The sequence below is a fragment of the Microlunatus aurantiacus genome, assembly GCF_039536605.1.
Classification (GTDB): domain Bacteria; phylum Actinomycetota; class Actinomycetes; order Propionibacteriales; family Propionibacteriaceae; genus Microlunatus; species Microlunatus aurantiacus.
Map to the genome: position 1 here is coordinate 179,299 of NZ_BAAAYX010000013.1, position 22,781 is coordinate 202,079.

Below are 22,781 nucleotides of genomic sequence, written 5' to 3' on the forward strand. Positions count from 1 at the left end.
CAAGGAGTCCCTCGGGCCGGTCATGGTGACCATCCCGAACGTCCGCAGCATGGGCGTCGACGCGGCCAAGAAGGCGATGACGGCCGCCGGCTTCAAGACCAAGGTGCAGGCCGTGGCGGTGAACTACATCGGCATCGGCTACGTGGTCTACTCCAAGCCGAGTGCCAAGAGCGAGGCCCCGAAGGGCTCGACGATCACCTTGTACGTCGTCTAGCCGGAGCGCGTCACCGGTGGCCCTGCGACGGGACGAGCTCGGTCCGCTGATCGCCCTGCTGGCGATGACAGCGGCCTGGGGCTCGACCTTCTTCATGATCAAGGACGTGGTCACCCGGATCCCCGTCCCGGATCTGCTGGCCCTGCGCTTCGCCATCGCCGCCGTCGCTCTGGCCGTGATCGCCGGACCCCGGCTGCGGATGTCGACCACCACCCTGCGACGCGGTCTGCTGCTCGGGCTCCTCTACGGCGTCGCCCAGCTGCTGCAGACCTTCGGTCTCGCCCAGACCGCGGCCAGCGTGTCGGGCTTCCTCACCGGTCTCTACGTGGTGCTCACACCGCTGCTCTCCGCGCTGATCCTGCGGACCCGGATCCCGCCGGCGGTCTGGGCCGCGTCGGTGCTCGCCACCGCCGGGCTGGGCGTGCTGTCCCTGCAGGGATTCGCCATCGGCTACGGCGAGCTGCTCACCGTCGCGTCCGCTGTCGTCTACGCGCTGCACATCGTCGCGCTGGGGCGGATGAGCGAACCGGGTACGGCGTGGGCGCTCAGTGCTGTGCAGATGGCCACCATCGCAGTCGTCTGCGGTGTCGCCGCCGTGCCGGGAGGGATCCAGCTGCCCGCGTCGGGCACCGACTGGGCGATCGTGATCTACCTCGCGCTGATCGCCGGAGCGCTCACCATGCTGCTGCAGACCTGGGCCCAGGCCCGGGTGGAGGCAGCCCGGGCCGCCGTGATCATGGCCATGGAACCCGTCTGGGCCGCCGCGTTCGCGGTCGCCTTCGGCGGTGAGGGCGTGACCGGCCGCATGATCATCGGCGGCGGAGCGATCCTGGCAGCCATGTACCTGGTGGAGCTCGCTCCCCAGCGCCGCGTCGTCAGAAGCTAGAGCGCGGCGAGGGCCTCCCTGAGGGGGGTGTCGCCGGAGATCACCTCGAACTGCCGGCGTACGCCGGTGCCGTCCACCACCAGCCGGGTCACGACCTCGGCCACGTCGTCGCGGGGGATCTGCCCGCGCCCGGTGCGGTCGGCGACCTGCACCGAGCCGGTGGCGTCGGCGTCGGTGAGCCCGCCGGGACGGACGATGGTCCAGTCGAGCTCGCGGGACCGAACGATCTCATCCGCCTCGGCCTTGGCCCGCAGGTAGATCTGGAACACCTCTTCCGAGCCGACGACGAAGTCGTCCGCCTCCAGCGCGGAGATGACCACGTAGCGTCGGACACCGGCCAGCTCGGCGGCGTCGGCCAGCAGGATCGCGCCATCACGGTCGACGGTCATCTTCCGCCCCGGGCCGCTGTTCGGCCCGGCCCCGGCGGCGAACACCAGGGCGTCGGCCCCGGTGATGATCTCGGCCAGCTCGGCCGCGGTCTGGCTCTCCAGGTCGAACACGACCGCCTCGGCGCCGACGGCCCGCAGGTCGTCGGCGTGCTCCGGCCGACGGATCAGGCCGACCGGACGGTGACCCTCGGCGGCCAGCCGGCGCTGGGCGAGCAGGGCGATCTGACCGTGCCCGCCGGCGAAGAAGACCCGCCGTCCGGACCGCTCTCCCGACTGCACGGTCACCGTCTCGGAAGTCTCAGAACTCATGGGTCGAGCCGCCTCGCAGGTCGGTCATCCGGGTGCTGGTCATGGCGTCCACCCGGCCGTAGATGAGTCCGCGGCCGCGGTCGTTGAGGAGCTCGTCGTGGATCGGGAAGCCCTCCAGCGCGCCGACCTCGCGGACGAAGTCGATGGTCTCCTTCATGGCGGCCCAGGGCCCCATCATCGGCACGGCCAGGATGTCGACCCCGCTCGGGACGGCGGTGAGGGCGTCGCCCGGGTGGAACAGCGTGGGCTGCCCCTCGGACCGGAGCACGAAGCCGACGTTGCCGATCATCGGGATGTCGCGGTGGATGACGGCGTGCTGCCCGCCGACAGCGGTCACCAGCAGGTCGCCGATCACCACCTGCTCACCGGCGGCGAGGTCGTCGGCACCGATGCCGGGAAAGCTGCCCGACTCCTCGGCCAGCACGATCGACGGCTCGACGTAGACCTTCGCCTGGGGGTTGGCCTGCACCAGAGCGGGGAGGTGCTCGGGGTCGGCGTGGTCGGGGTGGCTGTGGGTGATCAAGATCGCGTCGAGGTCGGTGAGACCGTGCCAGGAGTCCGAGAAGTTGCCCGGGTCGATCAGGACGCGTGCGTCGTCGGTCTCGACGAGCACGGCCGAGTGGCCGAGGTGTGTGATCCGCATGCCGCCAACCTACCCAGTCGGTCGGAGCCGACCCCACGGGGGAATCTGGTCACCGATGAGGGTGCCGGGACTCCCCCAGACATCGGTTCGGCATCGGTGCTGGCCTTCCGAGGACGTCGCGTGGCACGGTGGTCGGTCGACACAGGACCGGTCCCCGCCAGGAGGCTCAGCCGAGCAGGCGGCCGAGGATCCCGCCCGCCGTACGGGCCTCGTCGACGGTCACGTCCAGGTGGGTGACCGCCCGGACCATCCGGGGGCCGAGGGCCGAGACCCACACCCCCTGGTCCTTGGCGGCCGCGGCCACCTGGGCGGCGGGGAGGTCACCGGTGTTCAGCACCACGATGTTGGTCTGCACGGCGGCCACGTCGACGGCGGTCGGGGCTGCCTCGCCGACCGCGGCGGCGAAGGCGGCGGCGGCGGCGTGGTCCTCGACCAGTCGGTCGACGTGGTGGTCCAGGGCGTGCAGCGCACCGGCGGCCAGGATGCCGGCCTGCCGCCAGCCGCCGCCCAGGCGCTTGCGCCAGATCCGGGCCTGGGCGATCCGGGCCGCCGAGCTGACCAGCACCGAGCCGACAGGCGCCCCGAGACCCTTGGAGAAGCAGACGCTGACGGTGTCGAACAGGCTGCCGTACGCGCTCAGCGAGACCCCGGTGGCCACGTGCGCGTTCCAGAGGCGGGCGCCGTCGAGGTGGTAGCTCAGACCTTCGGCCCGGCACAGCTCCCCCAGCGCCACCAACCTGTCGTACGACTGGACGGTCCCGCCGCCGAAGTTGTGGGTGTTCTCCACCGCGACCGCCGCGGTCGAGACCAGGTACGGGCCGGCGTTCGGAGCAACCACCCCGGCGTACGCGTCGACGTCGACGAGACCGGCGACCGACGGCACCGTGCGCATGGTGAGCCCGTGCACGGCCGCATGGGCCCCCATCTCGGCGCGGGCGATGTGGGCGCCGACGTCGCAGACGACCTCTTGGCCCGGCTCGACCAGCAGCCGCACGCCGAGCAGGTTGGCCAGCGACCCGGTGCTGCAGAACAGACCCGCCTCGTGGCCGAGGAGCTCGGCCGTGCGCTGCTCCAACGCGATCACCGTCGGGTCCTCGCCGTACACGTCGTCACCGACGGGAGCCGCGAGCATCGACTCCCGCATGGCGGGGGTGGGGACGGTCACGGTGTCAGAGCGCAGGTCGATCACGCGAAGCCTCTCGGGCGGGACGGGCAGGACCGGCCTCAGAAGGAGACCGGGACGAACGACTGCACGGCGTTGGTCCGACGGATCCGCCCGGTGGTCAGCCGCTCGGCGACCAGGAAGGCGAGCTCCAGCGACTGGTTGCGGTTGAGCCGCGGATCGCAGAGCGTCTCGTAGCGGTTGACCAGATCGGCCTCGACCAGGTCGTCGCTGCCCCCGACGCACTCGGTGACGTCGTCGCCGGTCAGCTCGACGTGGACACCACCGGGCCAGGTGCCCAGCTCCTCGTGCACGTCGAAGAACCCGTTGAGCTCGGTGATCACGTCGGAGAACGCCCGGGTCTTGAAGCCGTTGCGGGCCTCGAACGTGTTGCCGTGCATCGGGTCGCAGACCCAGGCGACCTGGCGCCCGCTGGCGGTCACCTTGGCGACGATGTCGGGCAGCAGGTCGCGGACCCGGTGCGCCCCCATCCGGGTGATGAAGGTGATCCGACCGGGCTCGTGATCGGGGTCGAGCCGGTCGGCGAGCTCCAGCGCGGTGTCCGCGGTGGTGGTCGGACCGAGCTTCACCCCCAGCGGGTTGCGCACGTGCCGCAACAGCTCGATGTGGGCGCCCTCGAGCTGACGGGTCCGTTCGCCGACCCAGAGGAAGTGCCCGGACACGTTGTACGGCAGGTGCGTCCGCGAGTCGGTCCGGGTCATGGCGTGCTCGTACTCGAGGCTGAGCGCCTCGTGGCTGGCGAAGAAGTCGACGGTGTTGAACACGTCGTCGTCGATGCCGCAGGACACCATGAAGGCGAGCGCCCGGTCGATCTCCCCGGCCAGCGTCTGGTACTGCACGCTGGCGGCCGAGCTCTTGGCGAAGTCGGCGTTCCAGTGGTGCACGCTGCGCAGGTGGGCGAAACCGCCGGTGACGAAGGCGCGCACCAGGTTCAAGGTGGCCGCCGAGGCGTTGTAGACGCCGAGCAGCCGCTGCGGGTCGTGCCGGCGGGCCTGCTCGGTGAACGGGAAGCCGTTGACCGCGTCACCCCGGTAGGCGGGCAGGGTCACGTCACCGCGGGTCTCGGTGGCCGCCGAGCGGGGCTTGGTGTACTGCCCGGCCATCCTCCCGATCTTGACGATCGGGACCTGGGCGGCGTACGTGAGCACGACCGCCATGGACAGCAGGGTGCGCAGCTTGCCCTGGATGTTGGCCGCGGTCACCCCGTCGAAGGTCTCGGCGCAGTCGCCGCCCTGCAGGATGAACGACTCACCCGCGGCCACGCTGGCCATCTTGTCGCGCAGGTTGTCGCACTCCCCGGCGAACACCAGCGGCGGCAGCGACCGCAGCCGGGCGACGACCTCGTCGACCTCGGCGGCGTCGTCGTACGTGGGCTGCTGCAACGGCTTGAGCGCGTGGAGCTCGTCCAGGGTGGGAATGGGCGGGTTGTCGGGCACCCGCCAACTGTAGACGTGCCGACGTCGGCCGGATCCGGTTTACCGGGCTGTGGGACCGGCCGCCTCAGGCCTGCGGCGAGACCTCGTCCGCCTCGTCCTGCTTGGCCTGCTTGGCGGCCAGCTCCTTGGCCGTCGGGGCGTACATGTCGACGTACTCCTGGCCCGACAGCTCCATGATCGCGTACATGATCTCGTCGGTGACCGAGCGCAGGATGAACCGGTCGCCGCTCATCCCCTCGTAGCGGGAGAAGTCGAGCGGGGTGCCGAAACGGACCGTCGGGCTCATCACCTTGCTCAGCAGCTTGCCGGGCGGGGCTATCGCGTCGGTGCCGATCACGGCCACCGGGATCACCGGCACCTGGGCCTCCAGGGCCATCCGGGCGACCCCGGTCCGGCCCTTGTAGAGCCGTCCGTCGTGGCTGCGGGTGCCCTCGGGGAAGATGCCGAACAGGTCCCCCCGGGCCAGCACCTTCATCCCGGCCCGCAACGCACCTTCCGACGCCCGACCGCCGCTGCGGTCGATCGGCACCTGGCCGGTGCCGGCGAAGAAGCGGCGCTGGGCCCAGCCCTTCACCCCCTCGCCGGTGAAGTAGTCGGACTTGGCCACGAAGGTGATCCGGCGGTCGAGCGCCAGCGGCATGAACACCCAGTCCGCGAAGGAGAGGTGGTTGGCCGCGAGGATCGCACCGCCCTTGGCCGGCACGTGGTCGGCCCCCTCGACGATCGGGGAGAAGATCCTCTTCACCGGCGGGCCGAGCAGCACGTTGCGCATCACCCAGTAGAGGCCGCGGCCCTCCCCGTTGTCGTCCTCGTCGGCCCGGACCACCTCCAGCTCGGCCCCCGACCCCGATCGCCGGGCCCGCGACCGGGCCACCAGCCGGGCCCGCTTCTCGGCGTCCCGGCGCCGGCGGGCGGACGTGTCGTCGGCGCCCGCCGGATCGCTCACGCGGTCACGTCCTCGACGGTGGCGGTGGTGTCGGAGGCGGGCTCGGCCGACGCGAGCGGCGTCCCGGCGATGGGGTCCGAGGGCACGGGCGGGACGGGGCGACCCAGACCGGGCCGGGCCACCACGACCGCCGACGGCAGCTGCCGGCCGTCGGCCAGCGCCGCCTTGACCGAGGCGCCGTACGCGTCCACGTACTCCTGGCCGGACTGCTGCTGCACCGCGGCCATGATCTCGTCGGTGACGTGACGCAGGACGGTGCGGTCGGCCGCCACGCTGGCGTAGCGGTCGAAGTCGATCGGCTTCCCGATGGAGATCTTGGCGCGGCGGTAGTAGGGGATGCGGAGCCGCTTGGTCCGCTGCAGGCGGGTGTCGCGGATGCCGATGGGGATGATCGGCACCCGGGCCCGCAGCACCAGACGGGCCACTCCCGTCTTGCCCTTGTAGAGACGGCCGTCCGGGGACCGCGTGCCCTCGGGGAAGATGGCCAGCAGCTCACCGTTCCTGAGCACCTGCAGCACGCTGTCCATGCTGCCCGCACTGGCCCGTCCGCCGGAGCGGTCCATCGGCACCTGGCCGACGACGGTGAGGAACCAGGCGACCAGCCGCGTGAACGGACCGCCGCCCTCCGCGAACAGCTCGGCCTTGGCCGGGAAGGTGAGCCGGCGCGAGATCACCGCTGGCACGATGAACGTCTCGACGGCCGAGGTGTGGTTGCAGACCACGACGGCCGGGCCGGACTCGGGGATGTTCTCCAGACCCGTCACCCGGGGTCGCCACACCAGCCGGACGACCGGCAAGAACAGCGACCACTTGAAGATCCAGTAGAACAACGCGCCTCCGAAGCCCAGATTCGGAGTGAGCCTAATCCCATCTGTGCCACCATGCGCACGTGACGTCCGTGCTGGGCTCGGCCCTCCGACCCGTCGTCCGACTGCTCGACCGGCTCCGTGGTCGGCGGGAGGACACCCCGCCGGGGCGGCGTGACGGCCCCCTGCCACCGGCCCTGGCCGACGACCCGGCGGTGCAGCCGTACGAAGGTGGCTCTGGCCCCGTCGGGGTGCTGCTGATCCACGGCTTCACCGGCACCCCGCAGTCGCTGCGCCCGTGGGCCGAGCACCTGGAGGCGGACGGGTTCACCGTCTCGCTGCCCCGGCTGCCCGGCCACGGCACCCACTGGCGCGAGCTCAACCAGACGGCCTGGACGGACTGGTACGCGCACGCCGACGCCGCGTTCGCCGATCTGCGGGACCGGTGCGACCAGGTGTTCATCGCCGCCCTGTCCATGGGCGGGGCCCTCGGCCTCCGGCTGGCCGAGCAGCACGGTGCCGCCGTGGCGGGACTGGTGCTGGTCAACCCGGCCATCAACATCACCGACCCGCGGATGCGGATCCTGCCGGTGCTGCACCACCTGGTGCCGTCGCTGGCCGCGATCGGCAACGACGTCTCCGATCCCGCGGCCCGGGAGATCGCCTACGACCGCAACCCGCTGCACGCGCTGCACTCGCAGACCAAGCTCTGGGCCGACGTGGTCGCGCACCTGGACCGGGTCACCCAGCCGCTGCTGGTCTTCCGTTCCGACGCCGACCACGTGGTCGACCCCTCCTCGGTCGCCCTCCTGAAGGATCGGGTCGGATCCGCCGACGCGGAGTTCCGCCGGCTCACGCGCAGCTTCCACGTCGCGACGCTGGACTACGAGGCCGCGGAGATCTTCTCGGCGTCGTCCTCGTTCTTCCGGCGTCTGTCCGCCTGAGAACTCTCGACCTCATGTCGACGTCGACGGCGTGTCGAGTTGCATAGTTGGTCGAAATACCGCCCGTGATCTTGTTGTGACCACTGGGGCGTGGTTAATCTCCTGAGGAAATCTCAGTCTCGTGTGACTGATGTGACTTAGGAGTTGAACGATGGCCCCAACCGGCCGACGGTCGATCGCCGCGATCGCCACCCTGGCCAGTGCCGTGGCCCTGTCCTTCGGCACCGGGATCGCCCCGGCCGAGGCGGCGTCCAGCTCGGGCGTCGCCACCACCACGGTGAACATCCGCGGCGGAGCGAGCACCTCGGCGTCGTTGCTGGGCCGGCTGGTCCGCGGCCAGAAGATCACCGTGACAGGCCATGCCACCGGCGACTGGGTGAAGGTGCGCTTCCGAGGCGCCACCGCCTACATGGACGGGGAGTACCTGGACCGGACCGGAGCGCGCCCCGCAGCCCCGACGACGTTGCCCACCGCCGGCAGCCGGATCGCCACCGCCGAGCTCAACATCCGCTCCGGCCCCGGCGCCCGTCACCGTGTGGTGTCCGAGCTCCCCGACGGCAGCGCGATCACCGTGACGGGTCGCTACGTCGCGGGGTACGCCGAGTTCCGGCACCGCGGCACCCTGCGGTGGGTGTCAGCGGCCTACCTCGCCGAGTCGCTCGACGGCACGGCGGCCGCGCCTCCCGGCGCCTCCCCGATCGCCGCTCCCGCGCCGGTCTCGGGCACCACCCGCGGCGAGATCGCCCTGGCCTTCGGCCGCGCCCAGCTCGGCGAGCCGTACGTGTTCGGCGCCACCGGGCCGAACCGCTGGGACTGCTCGGGTCTGACCCAGGCCGCCTGGCGCGCCGCCGGGATCAGCATCCCCAGGACCACGTACACGCAGGTCAGGATCGGGCAGCGCGTGGCGCGGTCGGACCTGCGGCTGGGCGACCTGGTGTTCTTCTACGGCTCCCGCCCCAGCCACGTCGGTCTGTACGCTGGCAACGGGATGGTCCTCAACGCCCCTCGCCCGGGCAAGACCGTCTCCTACAGCAGGATCAGCTCGATGCCGTACGCCGGTGCGGTCCGACCGGGCTGACCACTCCCGAGAGGCTCCGCCCATGACCGAGCTGGCCGGTCGCGCTCTGCGGTCTCGCTCGTTCGTCGTGAGAGGCCCCGTCGATGACCGACCCTGACGACAAGGAGTCGGTGGACCGGGCCTTCGCCGAGCTGATCGCGGGCTACCACCTGACCTCGGACCGTCCCGACCACGAGTGGGAGGGCCCGGTCCCCGGCCGGACACCGGCCCCGGGATCGGTGTTCGAGACCCCGGCACCGCGCCCGCCCGACCGACCCGCGAGCTCCCCGACCACGCGCTCGCTGCCCGCTCCCGACCCCGACGACGAGGTGGATCCTGGTCCGGTCGAGAGCTACGAGCCCGGTCCGACACCGCCCCTCCCCCGGCCGGCCTGGCCCGTGCTGGTCGGCTGGCTCGGACTGGGCTACGCGGTGCTGACGGTCCTCGCGACGGCTGTCGGGATCGTGCTGCCGACCTGGGCGGTGTGGGCCGGGATCCTCGGCTTCGTCGGCGGCTTCGCGCTGCTGGTCAGTCGGCTGCCTCGTCAACGCCCGCCCGACGCAGGAGACGGCGCCGTCCTCTGAGCCGGAGCCGACGTCCCCGGCCGGGCCAGAAGCCGCCCCGGTCGGCCATCGGCGGGTCGAGGATCGCGTGCCGGGCCAGGTCGGCCGCCCCGATCAGGCCGGCGTCGTTGCGGAAGTGAGCTAGCTCCAGCCGCGCCTGCTGGCGGAAGCCACGACCGGTCAGGGTCCGGGCGAACATCTGTCGAGCGGGTTGCAGCAGCAGGTCCCCGGCGGCGCTGACCCCGCCACCGATGACCACCAGATCGGGGTCGAGCGCCGCAGCCAGGTTGGCGATCCCCTGACCCAGCCACTGACCCACGTCGGCCAGCAGCTCGATCGCGGTCTGCTCCCCCTCGACCGCCGCGGCCGTGACACCGGGTCCGGTGATCGTGTCGGGGTCCCCACCCAGCATCTCCAGCAGGCGGTAGGCCAGCGGGGAGTTGCTCCCCACCAGCTCGCGGGCCTCCCGGACGAGGGCGTTGCCGGAGGCGTACTGCTCCCAGCAGCCGCGGTTGCCGCACTCGCAGCGGTGCCCGCCGGGGACGCTGATCATGTGGCCCCACTCACCGGCCATGCCGTAGGTGCCGCGGAACAGGTCACCGTTGATGACGAGCCCGCCGCCGATGCCCGTGCCCAGGGTGATGCAGACCATCACCGACGACCCCTGCCCGGCCCCGAACCGGTACTCCGCCCACGCGGCGGCGTTCGCGTCGTTGTCGACGATCAGCGGCAGGTCGATGCGCTCCCGCAGCCGCTCCCGGAGCGGCTCCTCCCGCCAGGCCAGGTGCGGGGAGAACCGGACGATCGACTGGGTGTTGTCGACCCAGCCGGCCGCGCCGATGCCGGCCGACACGACCCCGGCGTGACCGGCCCGGAGCCGGCTCACCAGGTCGACGATGGCGTCCTCGACGGCCTGCGGGCTGTGCGAGGGCGTGGGCACCTGCAGCCGCTCGAGGATCGTGCCGCGGGCATCGACCACCCCCGCGGCGACCTTGGTGCCGCCGATGTCGATCCCGACGCTGAGCGGACCGTCGACCCACGACTCCGGCGGCGACCGGTGGCCCGGTCGTCCGGCAGGTCCCTCGGCCGGCGTCGCGGCCGTGACGTTCAGCCTTCCACCCGCCGCTTGAGGTCCTTCAGCGCACCGTCGATGATCGTCTTCTCGGCCTTGCGCCGGAACATTCCGATCATCGGCATCCGGACGTCGACCGACAGCGCGTACGTGACCTTGGTGCCCTTCGCCGACGGGACCAGCTCGTAGGACCCGTCCATCGCCTTGAGCAGCTGACCCTCGACCAGGTGCCAGCTCACGGAGTCGGTCTGCCACCGGTAGGCCAGCGTGTAGACGTCGGAGACGACCGAGTGCTCGAGGTTGACCTTGACGTGGTCGGGCTTGCCGTCGGGGTGGCTGGTCAGGACGTCGACCTGCTTCATCGCCGACACCCACTCCGGATAGGACGCCACGTCGGCGATCACGGTCATCACCTCATCGGGTGAGGCCGCGATCTCGATGCTGTCCCTGGTCTGATCGGCCACGTGACTCCCTTTCCCCAGCGGGTCGTGAGCACCCGCACTCGACCTCACACAGTAGCGACGTCGGGCAGATCGAGGGCCGCCCGGAGCACGCGCCGCGCCTGCGCGGCACCGTAGCGCTCAGCGACGAGGCCGCGCCCGGCGGCACCCAGCGCTCGGGCGTGCTGCGGGTCGCTGAGCAGGTCGCCGAGCCTGGCCGCCAGCTCGTACGGGTCGTCGGGCGCGACCACGTAGCCGGTGCGGCCGTGCCGGACGGTCTCCGGCGCCCCACCGGAGCGTCCGACCACCACCGGGATACCGCACGCCGCCGCTTCCAGGGCGGCCAGGCCGAGACCTTCGGGGTCGAGACCTCCGAGCCGACTGCGGTACGGCAGCGCGAACACGTCGGACCGTCGCAGCGCGGCCAGGACCCCGGCCTGGTCGAGCGCCCCGGTGAAGACCACCCCGGCGATACCCTCCCGCCGGACCTGGCGCTCCAGTCGCGGCCGCTCCGGGCCGTCCCCCACCAGCACCAGCTCGGGACCGAGGGCCGAAGACGTCCGGACAGCTGGTCCCGGCAGGCGGGCCCAGGCCTGCAGCAGGGTGTCGAACCCCTTCCGCCGGACCATCCGCCCGACCCCCACCACCCGGGCCGCCCCGACTTCTGTGCCGATCTCCGCGATGGTCGTCGCTGGTGCTCCAGAAGATGGCGCGGTGTGGCGGAACACGTCGAGGTCGACCGGTGGGGGCAGCCGGACGAGCTTCGCGCGCCCGGCCGGGCTCAGGGCCGCTGAGATCCGGTCGGTCACGTAGTCGGAGATGGTCGTCAGCACGTCCACCTCGTCGCCGATCCGTCGCAGCAGCGCGCGCGAGCCCGGGAGGGTCGCCCACCAGGTCTCGTGACCGTGGGTCAGGGCGACGATCCGCTCGGCGCCGGCGGCGCGGAGAGCGGGGGCGAGGAGCGCGAGGGGGGCAGCAGCGCCGAAGAGCACCCGGTCGGCGCCGGTGCGCCGGAGCAGGTCGACGGCCTCGGACGCGGCTCGCGGTCCCGGCAGCAAGGGGCCGGGCAGGCGCTCGACCGGGAACCCTGCCGCGGCGTCGAACGCGTCCGCGCCGGGGGCGGTCGAGGTGAGCACGGCGACGTCGTCGTCGAGGAAGCGGCAGGCGTGCGCCACGAACGACTCGATGCCGCCGATCCGCGGCGGGAAGTCGTTGGTGACCACGAGTGTCGTCATCGGCCCGCCAGGTCGGCCAGATCGGCCCGCCACCGCTGGCGGAGCTGCTTCGGCGTGGTCCCGATCCGCTCCGCCGCCTCCTCCATCGATTCGCCGCGGTCGAGGGCGGCGTAGAAGCGGTTCAGGGCGTCGTCTCCGTACGCCGAGGCGATGGAGCGGGCGGCCGTCCAGGCCAGGTCGTAGGCGAGGTCCAGATCGGCGGCGTCCGGGGCGAAGTCCGCCTCCGTCGGCCAGGTGCTCGGCGCCCCCTTCTCCCGGACGAGCTCGCGGACCGCCTTCTCCGCCGGAGCGCGGCCGGCCGGATGGGCGCGGTAGGCGATCTGATCGGCGTAGCCCTCGACGAGCCAGGTGGGGGCGGGTGACCCGGGTGACCGGGTCGCGACGTGCACGGCCTCGTGGGTGAGCAGCACCTCGCGTCCGAGGTCGCTCAGCTGAGCTGTCAGCTCCGGGTTCACGACGACGTGGATCGGTGCCGACGAGGTCTCCGGACCCATCGGCCAGGCGGCGGCGGCCACTCCCGCGTACGAGGTGCTGGTCACCCCCAGGGTCTGCTCGAAGACCGCGCGACTCTGCGGCAGCTCCACCACCAGCGGCCCGTCCGGGTCACGGTCGGCGGTGCCGATTCGCTTCCGTACGGCGTCGCGAGCCGCCGCCGCCTCCTCGAGCCAGGTCCCGGCCGGACGAGCGGTCAGGAGCAGCGTCGAGCCGGCGCGCTGCAGCGTCACCGCCTGCTGCCACCAGATCGGGGCCGGGGCGTCACCGCGCGGTCCGGCGCCGTCCCCCGCGATCACGATGGTCGCTGGGCCACCGTCCGCCCCCGCCTCGTCGGCGAAGGTGAGCCAGAGCTCCTCCTGAGCCACCCGCGCCTGACCAGGGAGCGCCCACCGGACCACGACCGACTGCACCCAGGCGCCGGGAGCCGTCCGCGAGGACGGAGCGAGATCGGTCGAGCGGGTGCCCGCCGTCCAGCTCATCTGCGACCAGTCGACACGACCGAGGTTGGCGGCCCAGACGGCCGCCCGGGCGGCGAACACCGGATCACGCGCGGAGACCAGGGCGGCGGTGCTGCCACCCCGTCGGGCTGTGGCCACGAAGTCGTCCAGCAGCCTCTGGGTCCGCTCGGAGCGGCCGCGGTCGATCGGTGCGGCCGTGGAGGCGGCGCTAGCGGTGGCTGGGTCCGACGCGCGGGGACGGTCGCCCTGGACGCCGACGGAGCAGCCCACCAGGAGACCGACGACCAGCGCCCACGACGTGAGCCGGAGGACCGAGGGCCCCTGCGGGGAGGCTCCTCGACGAAGGGTGGCGCTCAGCCGGGTCGGCGCGCGCCGGAGAACGGCATGGAGTCCAGCGAGGCGTACTCGACGCTCTTGCCCGGGCGCGGTGAGTGGATGATCTGCCCGTTGCCGGCGTAGAGGCCGACGTGGGTGGGGCTGGACCCGTAGTAGAAGACCAGGTCACCCGGCTGCAGATCGGACTTCGCAACCGACCGACCGACACCGATCTGGCTCTGAGACGTGCGGGGCAGCGAGACGCCGACCTTGGACCAGGCCGCCGAGGTCAGACCCGAGCAGTCGTAGGAGCTCGGGCCGGCGGAGGCGAACCGGTAGGGCTTGCCCAGCTGGGACTTCGCGAACGCGAGGGCGCGAGCGCCCTTGCCGGAGCCGTCGGTGACGGTGTCGGTCGCCGTGGAGGTGCCGGCCGGACTGACGGCGCCGCCCTCGGCGGCAGCCTGCGCCTCTTCGCGCGCCTTCTGCTCCTCGGCGGCGATCCGCTGCCGCTCTTCCTCGGTCAGCTTGGCCAGCACGGTCTTGGACTCGGCGATCTTGCTGTCGGAGGAGGTCCGCAGCTTGTCCAGCTCGGCCTGCTCCTTCGTGAGCTGGGCCGTCTCCGTCTCGGTCGACCGCTCCAGCTCGGTGAGCTTGGCCTGCTCCTCCTGGAAGTCCTGGAGGGAGGCGTTCTGGTTCTCGCTGAGCTTCTCGACCGTGGAGACCTGGCTCAGGAAGTCTTCGGTGTCATCGCTGAGCAGCAGCTTCGCCGCCGTGTCGAGGTGACGGTTCTGGAACTGGGCCAGAGCGACCTGACCGGCCTGCTTGCGCAGACGCTCGACCTTGGTGGTCTGGGTCTTGACGTCGGCCTTCTTCAGCTTGAGCGTGGCCTGACTCTGCGCCAGACCCTGCTTGACGCCCACGTACTCCTGGTCGATGGCAGCGGCCTCGGTCTCGAGCTGAGCGATCTGGGCCTTGGCCTCTTCGACCGTCAGCGGCGGGTCTGCCTGCGCGAGCTGAGGAGCGGTCACGAGGGCACCGGTCAGCGCCAACGCCGACAGTCCGAGGGCGGCGGTGCGTGCATATCCGCGCAGACGTCCCCCGACGTGGACGGCCTCGGAACTCCGTGAGGTCACCCGATCAGATTAGGTCACGGAATGGTCACCACAAAATCGTTCCGCGAACTTCACAGCATCCTGACAGGGTTTCCGATCAGCCCGATTCGGTCCACTCCAGCGGACTCTGCACCGCCTGGGCCCGACGGGCCCCCGGGATCAGACGCAGGGGCGGCACGAGTCCCGCTCGGGCGAGCTCGGCCAGCGCCTGCTGCTCGTCGGCGTCCAGGTCCACGCCGTGCTGGGGTGACCCCAGCAGCACCGTGACCACGCAGTCCGAGCACGCCGGTCCCCGCGCCACGCACGAGTCGCAGTCCACGTGCATCGTGTCCATCACACCCACCTCATCCCACCTCGTTGCCGGCCCACCCGCGGCAGGATCCGATCTGCGGCACACCCTGCCCGAGCCCTCTGACAGTGCTCGGACTGCTCACTCGCCGCGGGCCTGGCACTCAACGAATGATCTCGTCCCCGATGTCGGTGACAACTGCATCCGTTGACGATCCCCGGCGGCCGGCCGGTCGGCGAGAGACTGGTGGCATGAACGACGTCCGGGAGCCCGATCGCTACGCCCACGGCCACCACGCGTCCGTCCTGCGGTCGCACCAGTGGCGTACGGCGGAGAACTCAGCGGGCTATCTCCTCCCCCGTCTGCGGCCCCAGGACCGGTTGCTCGACGTCGGGACGGGGCCCGGCACCATCACCGTCGATCTCGCGGAGCGGCTGAGCGACGGCTGGGTGACCGGCATCGACAGCGCCGAGAAGGCCGTCACCGCGACCCTGGCCCTGGCCGAGGAGCGGCAGATCGACCGGATCACCCTCGAGATCGGCAACGTCTACTCGCTGACGTACGCCGACGACTCCTTCGACGTCGCCCACGCGCACCAGGTCCTGCAGCACCTCTCCGATCCGGTGGCCGCGCTGACCGAGATGCGGCGGGTCGTCCGGGCGGGGGGTCTGGTCGCGGCCCGGGACGCCGACTACGCAGCGATGACGTGGTACCCGTCCGATCCCCGGTTGGACCGCTGGCTCGAGCTCTACCACCAGGTCGCCCACGCCGCGGGCGGGGAGCCGGACGCGGCCCGTCGACTGCGGCACTGGGCGCAGCGGGCGGGGTTCTCCGACGTGACGTACACCGCATCGACCTGGTGCTTCGCCGACCCCGGGGACGTGGCCTGGTGGTCGCAGACCTGGGCCGAGCGGGTGGTCCGCTCCGACTTCGCCGCCCAGGCGCTGCAGGCCGGTCTGTCCGACGCGACCGAGCTGGCCGAGCTCTCCGCCGGTTGGCGGTGGTGGGGCGACCAGCCCGACGCCTGGTTCGCCGTCCTGCACGGCGAGCTGCTGGCCGAGGTCCCCTGACCTCTCCCGTCGCGAGCGGCCAGGCAGCGAAGCGAGTGAGGCAGGCGCCGTCGCGAGCGGCCGTGCGGCGAAGCGAGGAACGACAGCAGTGTCGGAGGCTGCCTCTAGTTTTCGGCCCATGACCGCGACGAGGGCCACCGCAGCCGGGGCGAGCCTGCAGGACTCCTTCGAGGATCTCGGCACGCACCTGTCCCAGGTGACCTTCTGCGTCGTGGACCTGGAGACGACCGGTGGCGCCGAGACGGACTCGATCACCGAGTTCGGTGCGGTGAAGGTCCGGGGCGGCGAGGTGCTGGGCCGGTTCCAGACGCTGGTCAACCCGAAGAGCCACATCCCGCCCCTGATCGCCGTGCTCACCGGCATCACCAACACCATGGTGGCCGACGCTCCCCCGCTCACCGAGGTGCTGCCGTCCTTCCTGGCCTTCGCCGAGAACACCGTGATCGTGGCCCACAACGCGCCGTTCGACACCGGCTTCCTCCGCCGGGGGTGCGAGGCTCTCGGCTACCCGTACCCGAAGTGGCCCGTGCTCGACACGGCCGCCCTGGCGCGGGCCATCCTGCTGCGCGACGAGGTGCCCAACTGCCGGCTGTCGACCCTCGCCCAGCACGTCAAGTCCCCCACGAGGCCCAACCACCGCGCCCTCACCGACGCCGAGGCCACCGTCGACGTGCTGCACGCGCTGATCGAACGGGTCGGCAACCTCGGCGTGCACACCATCGAGGACCTGCGGGAGTTCACCCGTCGGGTGTCGCCGCAGCGTCGGGCCAAGCGCACCTGGGCCCAGGACCTGCCCGAGCAGCCGGGGGTGTACCTGTTCGTCAGCGAGCGGGACGACGCCCGCGAGGTGCTGTACGTGGGCACCTCCCGCAACATCCGTCGCCGGGTGCGGACGTACTTCACCGCCGCCGAGAAACGGCCGCGGATGGAGGAGATGGTGCGGGTCGCCACCGGGGTCGAGGCCGTCCCCTGCGCCACCCCCCTGCAGGCCGAGGTCGTCGAGCTCCGGCTGATCGCCAGTCACGCCCCCCGCTACAACCGGCGCTCCAAGTTCCCGGAGCGGAACCTGTGGATCAAGATCACCGAGGAGGCGTTCCCGCGGCTGAGCGTGGTGCGAGCCGTACGCGACGACGGCGCCACCTACTTCGGTCCGTTCCGCCGGCGGAAGTCGGCCGAGGAGGTGGTGCTGGCGGTCTACGACGGGTTCCCGATCCGGCAGTGCACCCAGCGGCTCAGCACCCGGCGGCCGTCGCCGGCCTGTGCCCTGGCCGACATGGACCGCTGCGCCGCGCCGTGCACGGGCAAGATCTCCGTGGACGGGTACGGCGACCTGGTCGAGCAGGTCCGCACGGCGCTCGCCCAGGACGTCCGGCCCGCGGTGCACGGCCTCCGCGACCGGCTGCGCCGACTGGCCGAGGAGCAGCGGTTCGAGGAGGCGGCCACCGTCCGCGGGCGCCTCGACACGCTGATCCGGACGGGTGTGCGGTTCCACCGGGTGCGCAGCCTGGCCGCCTGCCCCGAGATCGTCGCCGCGCGGCGGACCGACGACGACTGGGAGATCCACGTGATCCGGTACGGCCGGTTGGCGGCCGCCGGTGTCGCTCGGCCCGGCGACGTGCCGCAGGTGGTCGCGCGGGCCGTCCGGGCCACCGCCGAGACGGTGCTCCCGCCGGTGGGCCCGCTGCCGGCCGCGGGCATCGAGGAGACCGAGCGCATCGCCGCGTGGCTGGAGCAACCAGGCTCGCGGCTGATGGAGCTCACCGGCGACTGGGCCTGGCCGCTGCACGCGACCCTCGACCACCCCGGCCTGGTCAGCGAGCTCGGCGTCGGCTCGTAGAGCTGTCGCCTCGGCACCGACAACCCGACGTCAGGTGGTGGCCCATCGGTGGTGGGGTCCGTCGATGGGACCCTGCTCGACCGACATCCTGCGGTGATCGACCTTGTCGACAACCCGTGGCGACCGACCCCGTGCCGACAGACCGGGTGTCCATAAGATGGCGGCATGCTGACCGCGATCGTCTTCGTCAAGGCCGATGTGGCCCGGATCCCCGAGATCGCCGAGGAGATCGCGGCCCTGGCCGGGGTGAGTGAGGTGTACTCCGTCACCGGCGCCATCGACCTCATCGTCCTGGTGCGCGTGTCCGGGCACGAACAGGTGGCCGAGGTGGTCGCCGACCGCCTGAACAAGGTGGTCGGCGTGCGCGAGACCGAGACCCACATCGCGTTCCGGGCCTACTCCAGCCACGACCTGGAAGCCGCGTTCGCCCTCGGCGACGCGTGAGCCCCACCGCCCCGTCAGCGCGTCTCCCGCGGGCCCTGCTGATCGTGCTGGGCATCCTGGTCGTCGCGTTCGTCGCGACGCTGGTCATCCTGCTCTCGGTGGTGCGCCCACCGTCCTACGAACCGGTCCCGGTCCCGAGCGTCAGCCGGACCTGAGGCCCGGTCCGGGCCGGGTGGGCCTCCGACCTGCGCGGTCAGAGCGCGATCTTCGCCACCACGAGACCGAGGCAGACGGCCACCAGCGCGAGCATGCCGACGAGCTGGACGGCCATCCGGTTCTGACGGGGGGCGTACGCCAGGATCGCGCCCGACACCCCGCCCACGATGATGCCGCCGATCAGGCTGACCCAGCCGAAGCTGGAGAACCCGACCAGCACGGCGTAGAGCACGAGCAGGACGAGCAGGCCGATGTCGGGTCGGACGTCTTCGCCGGTCTTGGCCTTGCCGATCGTGTTGGCGGCCAGCAGACCGACGATCGCCGACGCGGCGCCGATCGACCAGGACGACGACGGTGCCAGCAGGAAGAACAGGGTCGCCCCCCCGAATCCCGAGGCCAGGAACAGCAGGCTGAAACGCCAGCTGCCCAGCTCCGACTCCAGGGCGCGGCCGGCGAGCCAGAGCACGAGCAGGTTCATCAGCACGCCGAGCAGCTGGCCCGAGACGAAGGAGGTCGTCACCAGCCGCCAGAACTGACCGAAGGACACGTAGCTGTTGCTCATCGCGAGCAGGCCGGAGGCCAGACCGCCGGTGACCAGGTCGATCAACCAGACAGCGACGAAGGTCCCCATCAGGACCTTCGTCGCCAGCGCACCCCCGGGCCGGATGCTGGCACCGAACCGTGTCCGGGGCTGGCGGCCGGTCACCCGGCCCAGCCCCACGCAGCGCGGGCACTGGAAGCCGACCGACGCCTCCGTCATGCACTCCCCGCAGATCGGACGTCGGCACCGCTGGCAGGTGATGCCGGTCATCCGATCCGGGTGCCGGTAGCAACCGGTGAAGTTCGGGGCGGTGAAGCTCGGCCCGGGCTCGCTCACGACGCTGGTCGGGGTGAGGTCACTCGCTGATGTCGACGGACTCGATCACCACGGGCTCCGCCGGGCGATCCATCCGACCGACCTTCACGCGGGCGATCGCGTCGACCACGTCGCGGCCGGCCTGGTCGGCCACCTCGCCGAAGATCGTGTGCTTGCGGTTCAGGTGCGGCGTCGGGCCGACGGTGATGAAGAACTGCGACCCGTTGGTGCCGGGCCCGGCGTTGGCCATGGCCAGCAGGTAGGGCTTGTTGAAGGCCAGGTCGGGGTGGAACTCGTCGGCGAAGGCGTAGCCGGGGCCGCCGGTGCCGGTGCCCAGCGGGCAGCCGCCCTGGATCATGAAGCCGTCGATGACCCGGTGGAAGACCAGACCGTCGTAGAACTTGCCCTTGGTCGGCGCACCGGTCTCCGGGTCGGCGTACTCCTTGGTGCCCGACGCCAGACCGACGAAGTTGGCCACCGTCTTGGGGGCGTGATCGGGGAACAGGTTGATCGTGATGTCGCCGTGGTTGGTGTGCAGCGTCGCCGTGGTGGGCACCGGTCGTCGTACCTTCCGTCAGTCTCCGTCGACGGTCGAGGAGATCGGCAGCCATCCTGTCATGCGCGGACAAGACGTCTCGTGCACGGAGAGGACCACCGGCCCTGACCGGACGACCGGTGGACCGGTACGGTGGTTCGAGCCTGACGTCCCGCTCATGCACACGGGATCTACTGCCGCACTTGATGATGGAGGAATGTGATGGGGAAGAAGAACAGCCCAGCCGAGGTGGTGACCGAGGAGGTACTGCCGGCGGTGCAGGACTTCGCTCATCTCGCGGCTGATCGGATCAGCGCGGCCGCGGACCGGGTCGGACCTCTGGCCCACCAGGCGGCGGACGCCTTCAGCCCCTACGCCCAGCAGGCCAGGGACCGGGTCGTGGACACCGTCAGTCCCTACGCCCAGCAGGTCAGCGAGACCGTCGGCGAGAAGGTCGGCCCCTACGCGCACCAGGTCAGCGAGACCGTCGGCCCGTACGCCAAGTCGGCCAGGCAGCGTGGCGCCCAGGTCGCCCACGACGCCGTGGAGAAGTTCGGGCCGGCCTTCGAGGACGCCCTGGACAAGGTCCCGCCGGCCGTGGAGGCCGCCAAGAGCAAGATGCACGACGACGTCTTCCCCAAGCTGGCCGAGGCCCTGGCGGCCGCGGCGGCGGCGCCGATCGTGGTCGAGGCGACCGATCGCGGCAAGGCCGTCGTCGCGGAGGCCAGTGGCCGGGGCAAGGCCGTCGTGGCCGCCGCCCGGGGTGAGGTCGTCGCGCCGAAGCCGAAGAGCCGGTGGCTGAAGCGGCTGGCCATCGTGCTCGCCGTCGGCGGCATCGCCGCCATCGTCGCCCGCAAGCTGCTCGGCAGCTCCGACGCCGACTGGCAGGCAGCTCGCCCCACTGCGCCGTACGTCCCGAAGCCTTCGGCCCCCGCCGGTCCGGCCACGTCACCGGCCAGCACCTGGTCGGCGGCCACCGACCCCACGTCGGCCGCCAGCGCCAACGCGGTCACCGCGGTCGAGACCGACGACGACACGTCGGCCGTCGACGGACTCGAGGAGGAGATCTCCGACGAGGCCGACAGCGACCAGGCTCCGGTCGAGTCGGAGGTCGAGCTGGGTTCGGAGAGCGGCGAGGACGTCGACCCCGACGCCGTCGACGACGAGGCCCCCGAGGGCACCCAGCCCCCCGAGGACGCCGACACCGACGGTGGCGAGGCATCCGCGTCGGGCGACACCGAGAACAAGGACGACAACACCAAGTAGCGACGGACGACACGTCGGTGACCGGGACGACACCTCCCACGAACCGGCGACACCTGAGCCAAGAAACATCGGCTGCAGCGCTCACAGCGGCACCTCCGACAAGGCCTTCTCTTCACAGAGGCCCGATCAGGAGGAACCGTGACACCAGCGCTGCAGCCGATTCTCTTTTCCTACGACCCCGACGCCGAGGGCGTGTGGGTCGACGCCGCGCCCTTCCGGGCGCACCTGACGCTCCTGCTGGCCGCCGGGCTCACAGAGCCCGTGGTGGCCCGCCTGGCCGGGGTCAGCGTGCGGTCGGTGGCGCACCTGGCCCACGGTCGGCGGGGGCGCGTGATGCGACGGATCTGCGGCGACACCGGTCGGCGTCTGCTGCGCATCACCGTCACGGAGGCACGGTCCATCCGCCACCGGCCGGTGCCCGTGCGGGCGAGCCGCTACCGGCTCAGGGCGATGACCGCGGCCGGCTGGTCGGTGGAGCGGCTGGCCGACGACCTCGGTCTCGCCATCCCGGTCCTGGAGCGGGTCATCGGCCGCGGGTCGGCTACCTGCTCGCAGCTGGTCGCGCTGACGGTCGCGGCGGCGTACGAGCAGTGGGAGACCGACCAGGACCTCGCCGGTCCCCACATCGCCGTCGCCTGACCCGGCCGACGCGATGACGGTGCCGGTCGCGCTGGGGCTGGCGCTGGTCACGGGGCTGGTCCTGTTCGCCGCGACACCCGCGGTCCTGCGCCGGTTGCCGGAGCCCACGGATCCGGCCGCACCGTCGGCGCCGTCCGCACCGGGCGTGAGCCCGCCACCGGCAGCGGCCTCCGCGGCGGGGACCGACCCGGACCGGAAGGTTCCGTACGCGGCTCTGGCCACCCGTGCCTTCGCCGCGGTCGTGGCCGCCCTGGGGGCGGTGACCGCGTTGGCCGCCGCGCTGCTGGCGCCGCCGGCGACCCTGCCCGGCTGGCTGGTGCTGGCCACGTTCGGCGTGCTGCTGGCGGCGGTCGACGCCCGGACGACCTGGTTGCCGCTGCCGCTGACCCGGCCGGCCTGGGCCGCCACGGCGATCGCCCTCGCGCTCGGGGCGGTGCTCGGCGGCGCGGACCTGCTGCTGCGCGGTCTCGCCGGGTTCGTCCTGGCCGGGGCGGTGTTCGGCGCGGTCTGGTGGTTCAGCCGGGGCGGGTTCGGCTTCGGCGACGTCCGGTACGCCCCACTGGTCGGGGCGGCCACCGCGTCGGTGGACTGGTCGGTGCTGGCCTGGGCGCTCGTCCTCGGCAGCCTGGTCGGCGCGCTGGTGGGAGTCGGCCGGCTGGCGCTGGGCCGGCGGGGCGCCTTCGCGTACGCGCCGGCGATCCTGGCCGGCGCCTACCTGGCCATGCTGGTGGCCTGGCTGACCACGTAGAGCAGTGCCCGCCCGTACGCGTCGGCCGCCGACGGCTCCGGCTCGGTGTGGTGGGCACGGCCCGGTCCGCTGACCGAGACGACGAACCCGTCCGGGCCGGCGTCCATCGACAGGAAGTGCTCACCCAGCTGCTCGCGCAGCTGCTCCTCGCGCGGGAGCCAGACCACGTCCTCGACCTCGACCGAGTCGAGTGCCCACTCGACCGTCCCGTTGAAGTGGAAGCGCGTCTCACCGTTGCGGGTGATCAGCTCCACCACCATGTCGCTGACGCAGAACACGGAGTCCGCGATCTCCGGGCGCGGGATGAAGAACAGGTCACCGTTGTGCGGCTGCCAGGACAGGTGCGGCCCGAGCTCACGGGCGAGCTCTCGAGAGATCATGCAGCGAGCCTAGCCAGCCGGTCCGTGACGGTCGGGGCGCTGCGGCCCGCCGCCCTGG

The 22,781-nt window shown here is 72.0% G+C and carries 27 protein-coding genes; 12 read left to right on the forward strand and 15 right to left on the reverse strand.

Features of this window, described 5'->3' with window-relative positions; genetic code table 11:
- Positions 1–22: 22 nt before the first annotated feature.
- Both ABD714_RS23095 and ABD714_RS14670 read left to right on the forward strand, forming a co-directional pair.
- Positions 23–214 (forward strand): PASTA domain-containing protein, encoded by a 192-nt coding sequence (locus ABD714_RS23095; RefSeq protein ID WP_425562406.1) that lies wholly within the window; start codon positions 23–25, stop codon positions 212–214.
- Between the two features lie 16 nt (positions 215–230).
- Positions 231–1,100 (forward strand): DMT family transporter, encoded by an 870-nt coding sequence (locus ABD714_RS14670; RefSeq protein WP_344813125.1) that lies wholly within the window; start codon positions 231–233, stop codon positions 1,098–1,100.
- Here the strand turns inward: ABD714_RS14670 and ABD714_RS14675 are convergent.
- The 6 genes from ABD714_RS14675 to ABD714_RS14700 all read right to left on the reverse strand — a co-directional run bounded on the left by ABD714_RS14675 (position 1,097) and on the right by ABD714_RS14700 (position 6,836).
- Positions 1,097–1,798 (reverse strand): SDR family oxidoreductase, encoded by a 702-nt coding sequence (locus ABD714_RS14675; RefSeq protein WP_344813126.1) that lies wholly within the window; start codon positions 1,796–1,798, stop codon positions 1,097–1,099. The genes ABD714_RS14670 and ABD714_RS14675 overlap by 4 nt on opposite strands.
- Entirely contained in the window at positions 1,788–2,441 is a 654-nt protein-coding gene (locus ABD714_RS14680) for an MBL fold metallo-hydrolase (RefSeq protein ID WP_344813127.1), read from the reverse strand. The genes ABD714_RS14675 and ABD714_RS14680 overlap by 11 nt, the downstream gene beginning before the upstream one ends.
- 166 nt (positions 2,442–2,607) lie before the next feature.
- Positions 2,608–3,630, reverse strand: a complete 1,023-nt coding sequence (locus tag ABD714_RS14685; RefSeq protein ID WP_344813128.1) for a threonine aldolase family protein — start codon at positions 3,628–3,630, stop codon at positions 2,608–2,610.
- A gap of 35 nt (positions 3,631–3,665) precedes the next feature.
- Positions 3,666–5,060 (reverse strand): class II 3-deoxy-7-phosphoheptulonate synthase, encoded by a 1,395-nt coding sequence (locus ABD714_RS14690; protein ID WP_344813129.1) that lies wholly within the window; start codon positions 5,058–5,060, stop codon positions 3,666–3,668.
- A gap of 64 nt (positions 5,061–5,124) precedes the next feature.
- A complete protein-coding gene (locus ABD714_RS14695) occupies positions 5,125–5,832 on the reverse strand; it encodes a lysophospholipid acyltransferase family protein (protein WP_344813582.1) in 708 nt (235 codons plus the stop codon).
- 170 nt (positions 5,833–6,002) lie between these two features.
- Positions 6,003–6,836, reverse strand: a complete 834-nt coding sequence (locus ABD714_RS14700; protein ID WP_344813130.1) for a lysophospholipid acyltransferase family protein — start codon at positions 6,834–6,836, stop codon at positions 6,003–6,005.
- A 59-nt stretch (positions 6,837–6,895) separates the two neighbouring features.
- Between ABD714_RS14700 and ABD714_RS14705 the strand changes: the two genes are divergently transcribed.
- The 3 genes from ABD714_RS14705 (at position 6,896) to ABD714_RS14715 (ending at position 9,397) form a co-directional block, all read left to right on the forward strand.
- On the forward strand, positions 6,896–7,756 hold the full coding sequence (locus ABD714_RS14705; RefSeq protein WP_344813131.1) for an alpha/beta hydrolase: 861 nt from the start codon (positions 6,896–6,898) through the stop codon (positions 7,754–7,756).
- A 151-nt stretch (positions 7,757–7,907) separates the two neighbouring features.
- On the forward strand, positions 7,908–8,834 hold the full coding sequence (locus tag ABD714_RS14710; RefSeq protein WP_344813133.1) for a C40 family peptidase: 927 nt from the start codon (positions 7,908–7,910) through the stop codon (positions 8,832–8,834).
- Positions 8,835–8,917: 83 nt separating this feature from the next.
- On the forward strand, positions 8,918–9,397 hold the full coding sequence (locus ABD714_RS14715) for a hypothetical protein (protein ID WP_344813134.1): 480 nt from the start codon (positions 8,918–8,920) through the stop codon (positions 9,395–9,397).
- Here ABD714_RS14715 and ABD714_RS14720 read toward each other — a convergent pair.
- The 6 genes from ABD714_RS14720 to ABD714_RS14745 all read right to left on the reverse strand — a co-directional run bounded on the left by ABD714_RS14720 (position 9,342) and on the right by ABD714_RS14745 (position 14,837).
- Entirely contained in the window at positions 9,342–10,388 is a 1,047-nt protein-coding gene (locus ABD714_RS14720) for an ROK family glucokinase (protein WP_344813583.1), read from the reverse strand. The genes ABD714_RS14715 and ABD714_RS14720 overlap by 56 nt on opposite strands.
- A 95-nt stretch (positions 10,389–10,483) precedes the next feature.
- Positions 10,484–10,912, reverse strand: a complete 429-nt coding sequence (locus ABD714_RS14725; protein WP_344813135.1) for an SRPBCC family protein — start codon at positions 10,910–10,912, stop codon at positions 10,484–10,486.
- Between the two features lie 44 nt (positions 10,913–10,956).
- Positions 10,957–12,123, reverse strand: a complete 1,167-nt coding sequence (locus ABD714_RS14730; RefSeq protein ID WP_344813136.1) for a glycosyltransferase family 4 protein — start codon at positions 12,121–12,123, stop codon at positions 10,957–10,959.
- Positions 12,120–13,214 (reverse strand): hypothetical protein, encoded by a 1,095-nt coding sequence (locus ABD714_RS14735; RefSeq protein ID WP_344813137.1) that lies wholly within the window; start codon positions 13,212–13,214, stop codon positions 12,120–12,122. The genes ABD714_RS14730 and ABD714_RS14735 overlap by 4 nt, the downstream gene beginning before the upstream one ends.
- 215 nt (positions 13,215–13,429) lie before the next feature.
- Entirely contained in the window at positions 13,430–14,524 is a 1,095-nt protein-coding gene (locus tag ABD714_RS14740; RefSeq protein WP_344813138.1) for a C40 family peptidase, read from the reverse strand.
- A 76-nt stretch (positions 14,525–14,600) separates the two neighbouring features.
- Entirely contained in the window at positions 14,601–14,837 is a 237-nt protein-coding gene (locus tag ABD714_RS14745; protein WP_344813139.1) for a hypothetical protein, read from the reverse strand.
- 206 nt (positions 14,838–15,043) lie between these two features.
- Between ABD714_RS14745 and ABD714_RS14750 the strand changes: the two genes are divergently transcribed.
- The 4 genes from ABD714_RS14750 to ABD714_RS14765 all read left to right on the forward strand — a co-directional run bounded on the left by ABD714_RS14750 (position 15,044) and on the right by ABD714_RS14765 (position 18,298).
- On the forward strand, positions 15,044–15,862 hold the full coding sequence (locus tag ABD714_RS14750; protein WP_344813140.1) for a methyltransferase domain-containing protein: 819 nt from the start codon (positions 15,044–15,046) through the stop codon (positions 15,860–15,862).
- 118 nt (positions 15,863–15,980) lie between these two features.
- Positions 15,981–17,699, forward strand: coding sequence for a DEDD exonuclease domain-containing protein (locus ABD714_RS14755; RefSeq protein ID WP_344813141.1), 1,719 nt, complete (start codon positions 15,981–15,983; stop codon positions 17,697–17,699).
- A gap of 165 nt (positions 17,700–17,864) precedes the next feature.
- Entirely contained in the window at positions 17,865–18,143 is a 279-nt protein-coding gene (locus ABD714_RS14760; protein ID WP_344813142.1) for an Lrp/AsnC family transcriptional regulator, read from the forward strand.
- Positions 18,140–18,298: a hypothetical protein gene (locus tag ABD714_RS14765; RefSeq protein ID WP_344813143.1), complete on the forward strand. Its 159-nt coding sequence runs from the start codon at positions 18,140–18,142 to the stop codon at positions 18,296–18,298. The genes ABD714_RS14760 and ABD714_RS14765 overlap by 4 nt, the downstream gene beginning before the upstream one ends.
- Positions 18,299–18,336: 38 nt before the next feature.
- On the opposite strand, the gene ABD714_RS14770 is transcribed toward ABD714_RS14765, so the two are convergent.
- Complete coding sequence (locus ABD714_RS14770) at positions 18,337–19,176, reverse strand: rhomboid family intramembrane serine protease (protein ID WP_344813144.1); 840 nt, start codon at positions 19,174–19,176, stop codon at positions 18,337–18,339.
- A 19-nt stretch (positions 19,177–19,195) separates the two neighbouring features.
- The gene (locus ABD714_RS14775) at positions 19,196–19,711 is read right to left on the reverse strand and encodes a peptidylprolyl isomerase (RefSeq protein ID WP_344813145.1); all 516 of its coding nucleotides are present in this window, start codon (positions 19,709–19,711) and stop codon (positions 19,196–19,198) included.
- Positions 19,712–19,912: 201 nt separating this feature from the next.
- Here ABD714_RS14775 and ABD714_RS14780 point away from each other — a divergent pair, with 201 nt between their 5' ends.
- The 3 genes from ABD714_RS14780 to ABD714_RS14790 all read left to right on the forward strand — a co-directional run bounded on the left by ABD714_RS14780 (position 19,913) and on the right by ABD714_RS14790 (position 22,343).
- Positions 19,913–20,956, forward strand: coding sequence for a hypothetical protein (locus ABD714_RS14780; RefSeq protein ID WP_344813146.1), 1,044 nt, complete (start codon positions 19,913–19,915; stop codon positions 20,954–20,956).
- Between the two features lie 138 nt (positions 20,957–21,094).
- On the forward strand, positions 21,095–21,595 hold the full coding sequence (locus tag ABD714_RS14785) for a hypothetical protein (protein ID WP_344813147.1): 501 nt from the start codon (positions 21,095–21,097) through the stop codon (positions 21,593–21,595).
- Between the two features lie 13 nt (positions 21,596–21,608).
- Complete coding sequence (locus tag ABD714_RS14790; RefSeq protein ID WP_344813148.1) at positions 21,609–22,343, forward strand: A24 family peptidase; 735 nt, start codon at positions 21,609–21,611, stop codon at positions 22,341–22,343.
- Here the strand turns inward: ABD714_RS14790 and ABD714_RS14795 are convergent.
- The gene (locus tag ABD714_RS14795) at positions 22,307–22,723 is read right to left on the reverse strand and encodes a pilus assembly protein CpaE (RefSeq protein WP_344813149.1); all 417 of its coding nucleotides are present in this window, start codon (positions 22,721–22,723) and stop codon (positions 22,307–22,309) included. The genes ABD714_RS14790 and ABD714_RS14795 overlap by 37 nt on opposite strands.
- Between the last annotated feature and the right edge of the window lie 58 nt (positions 22,724–22,781).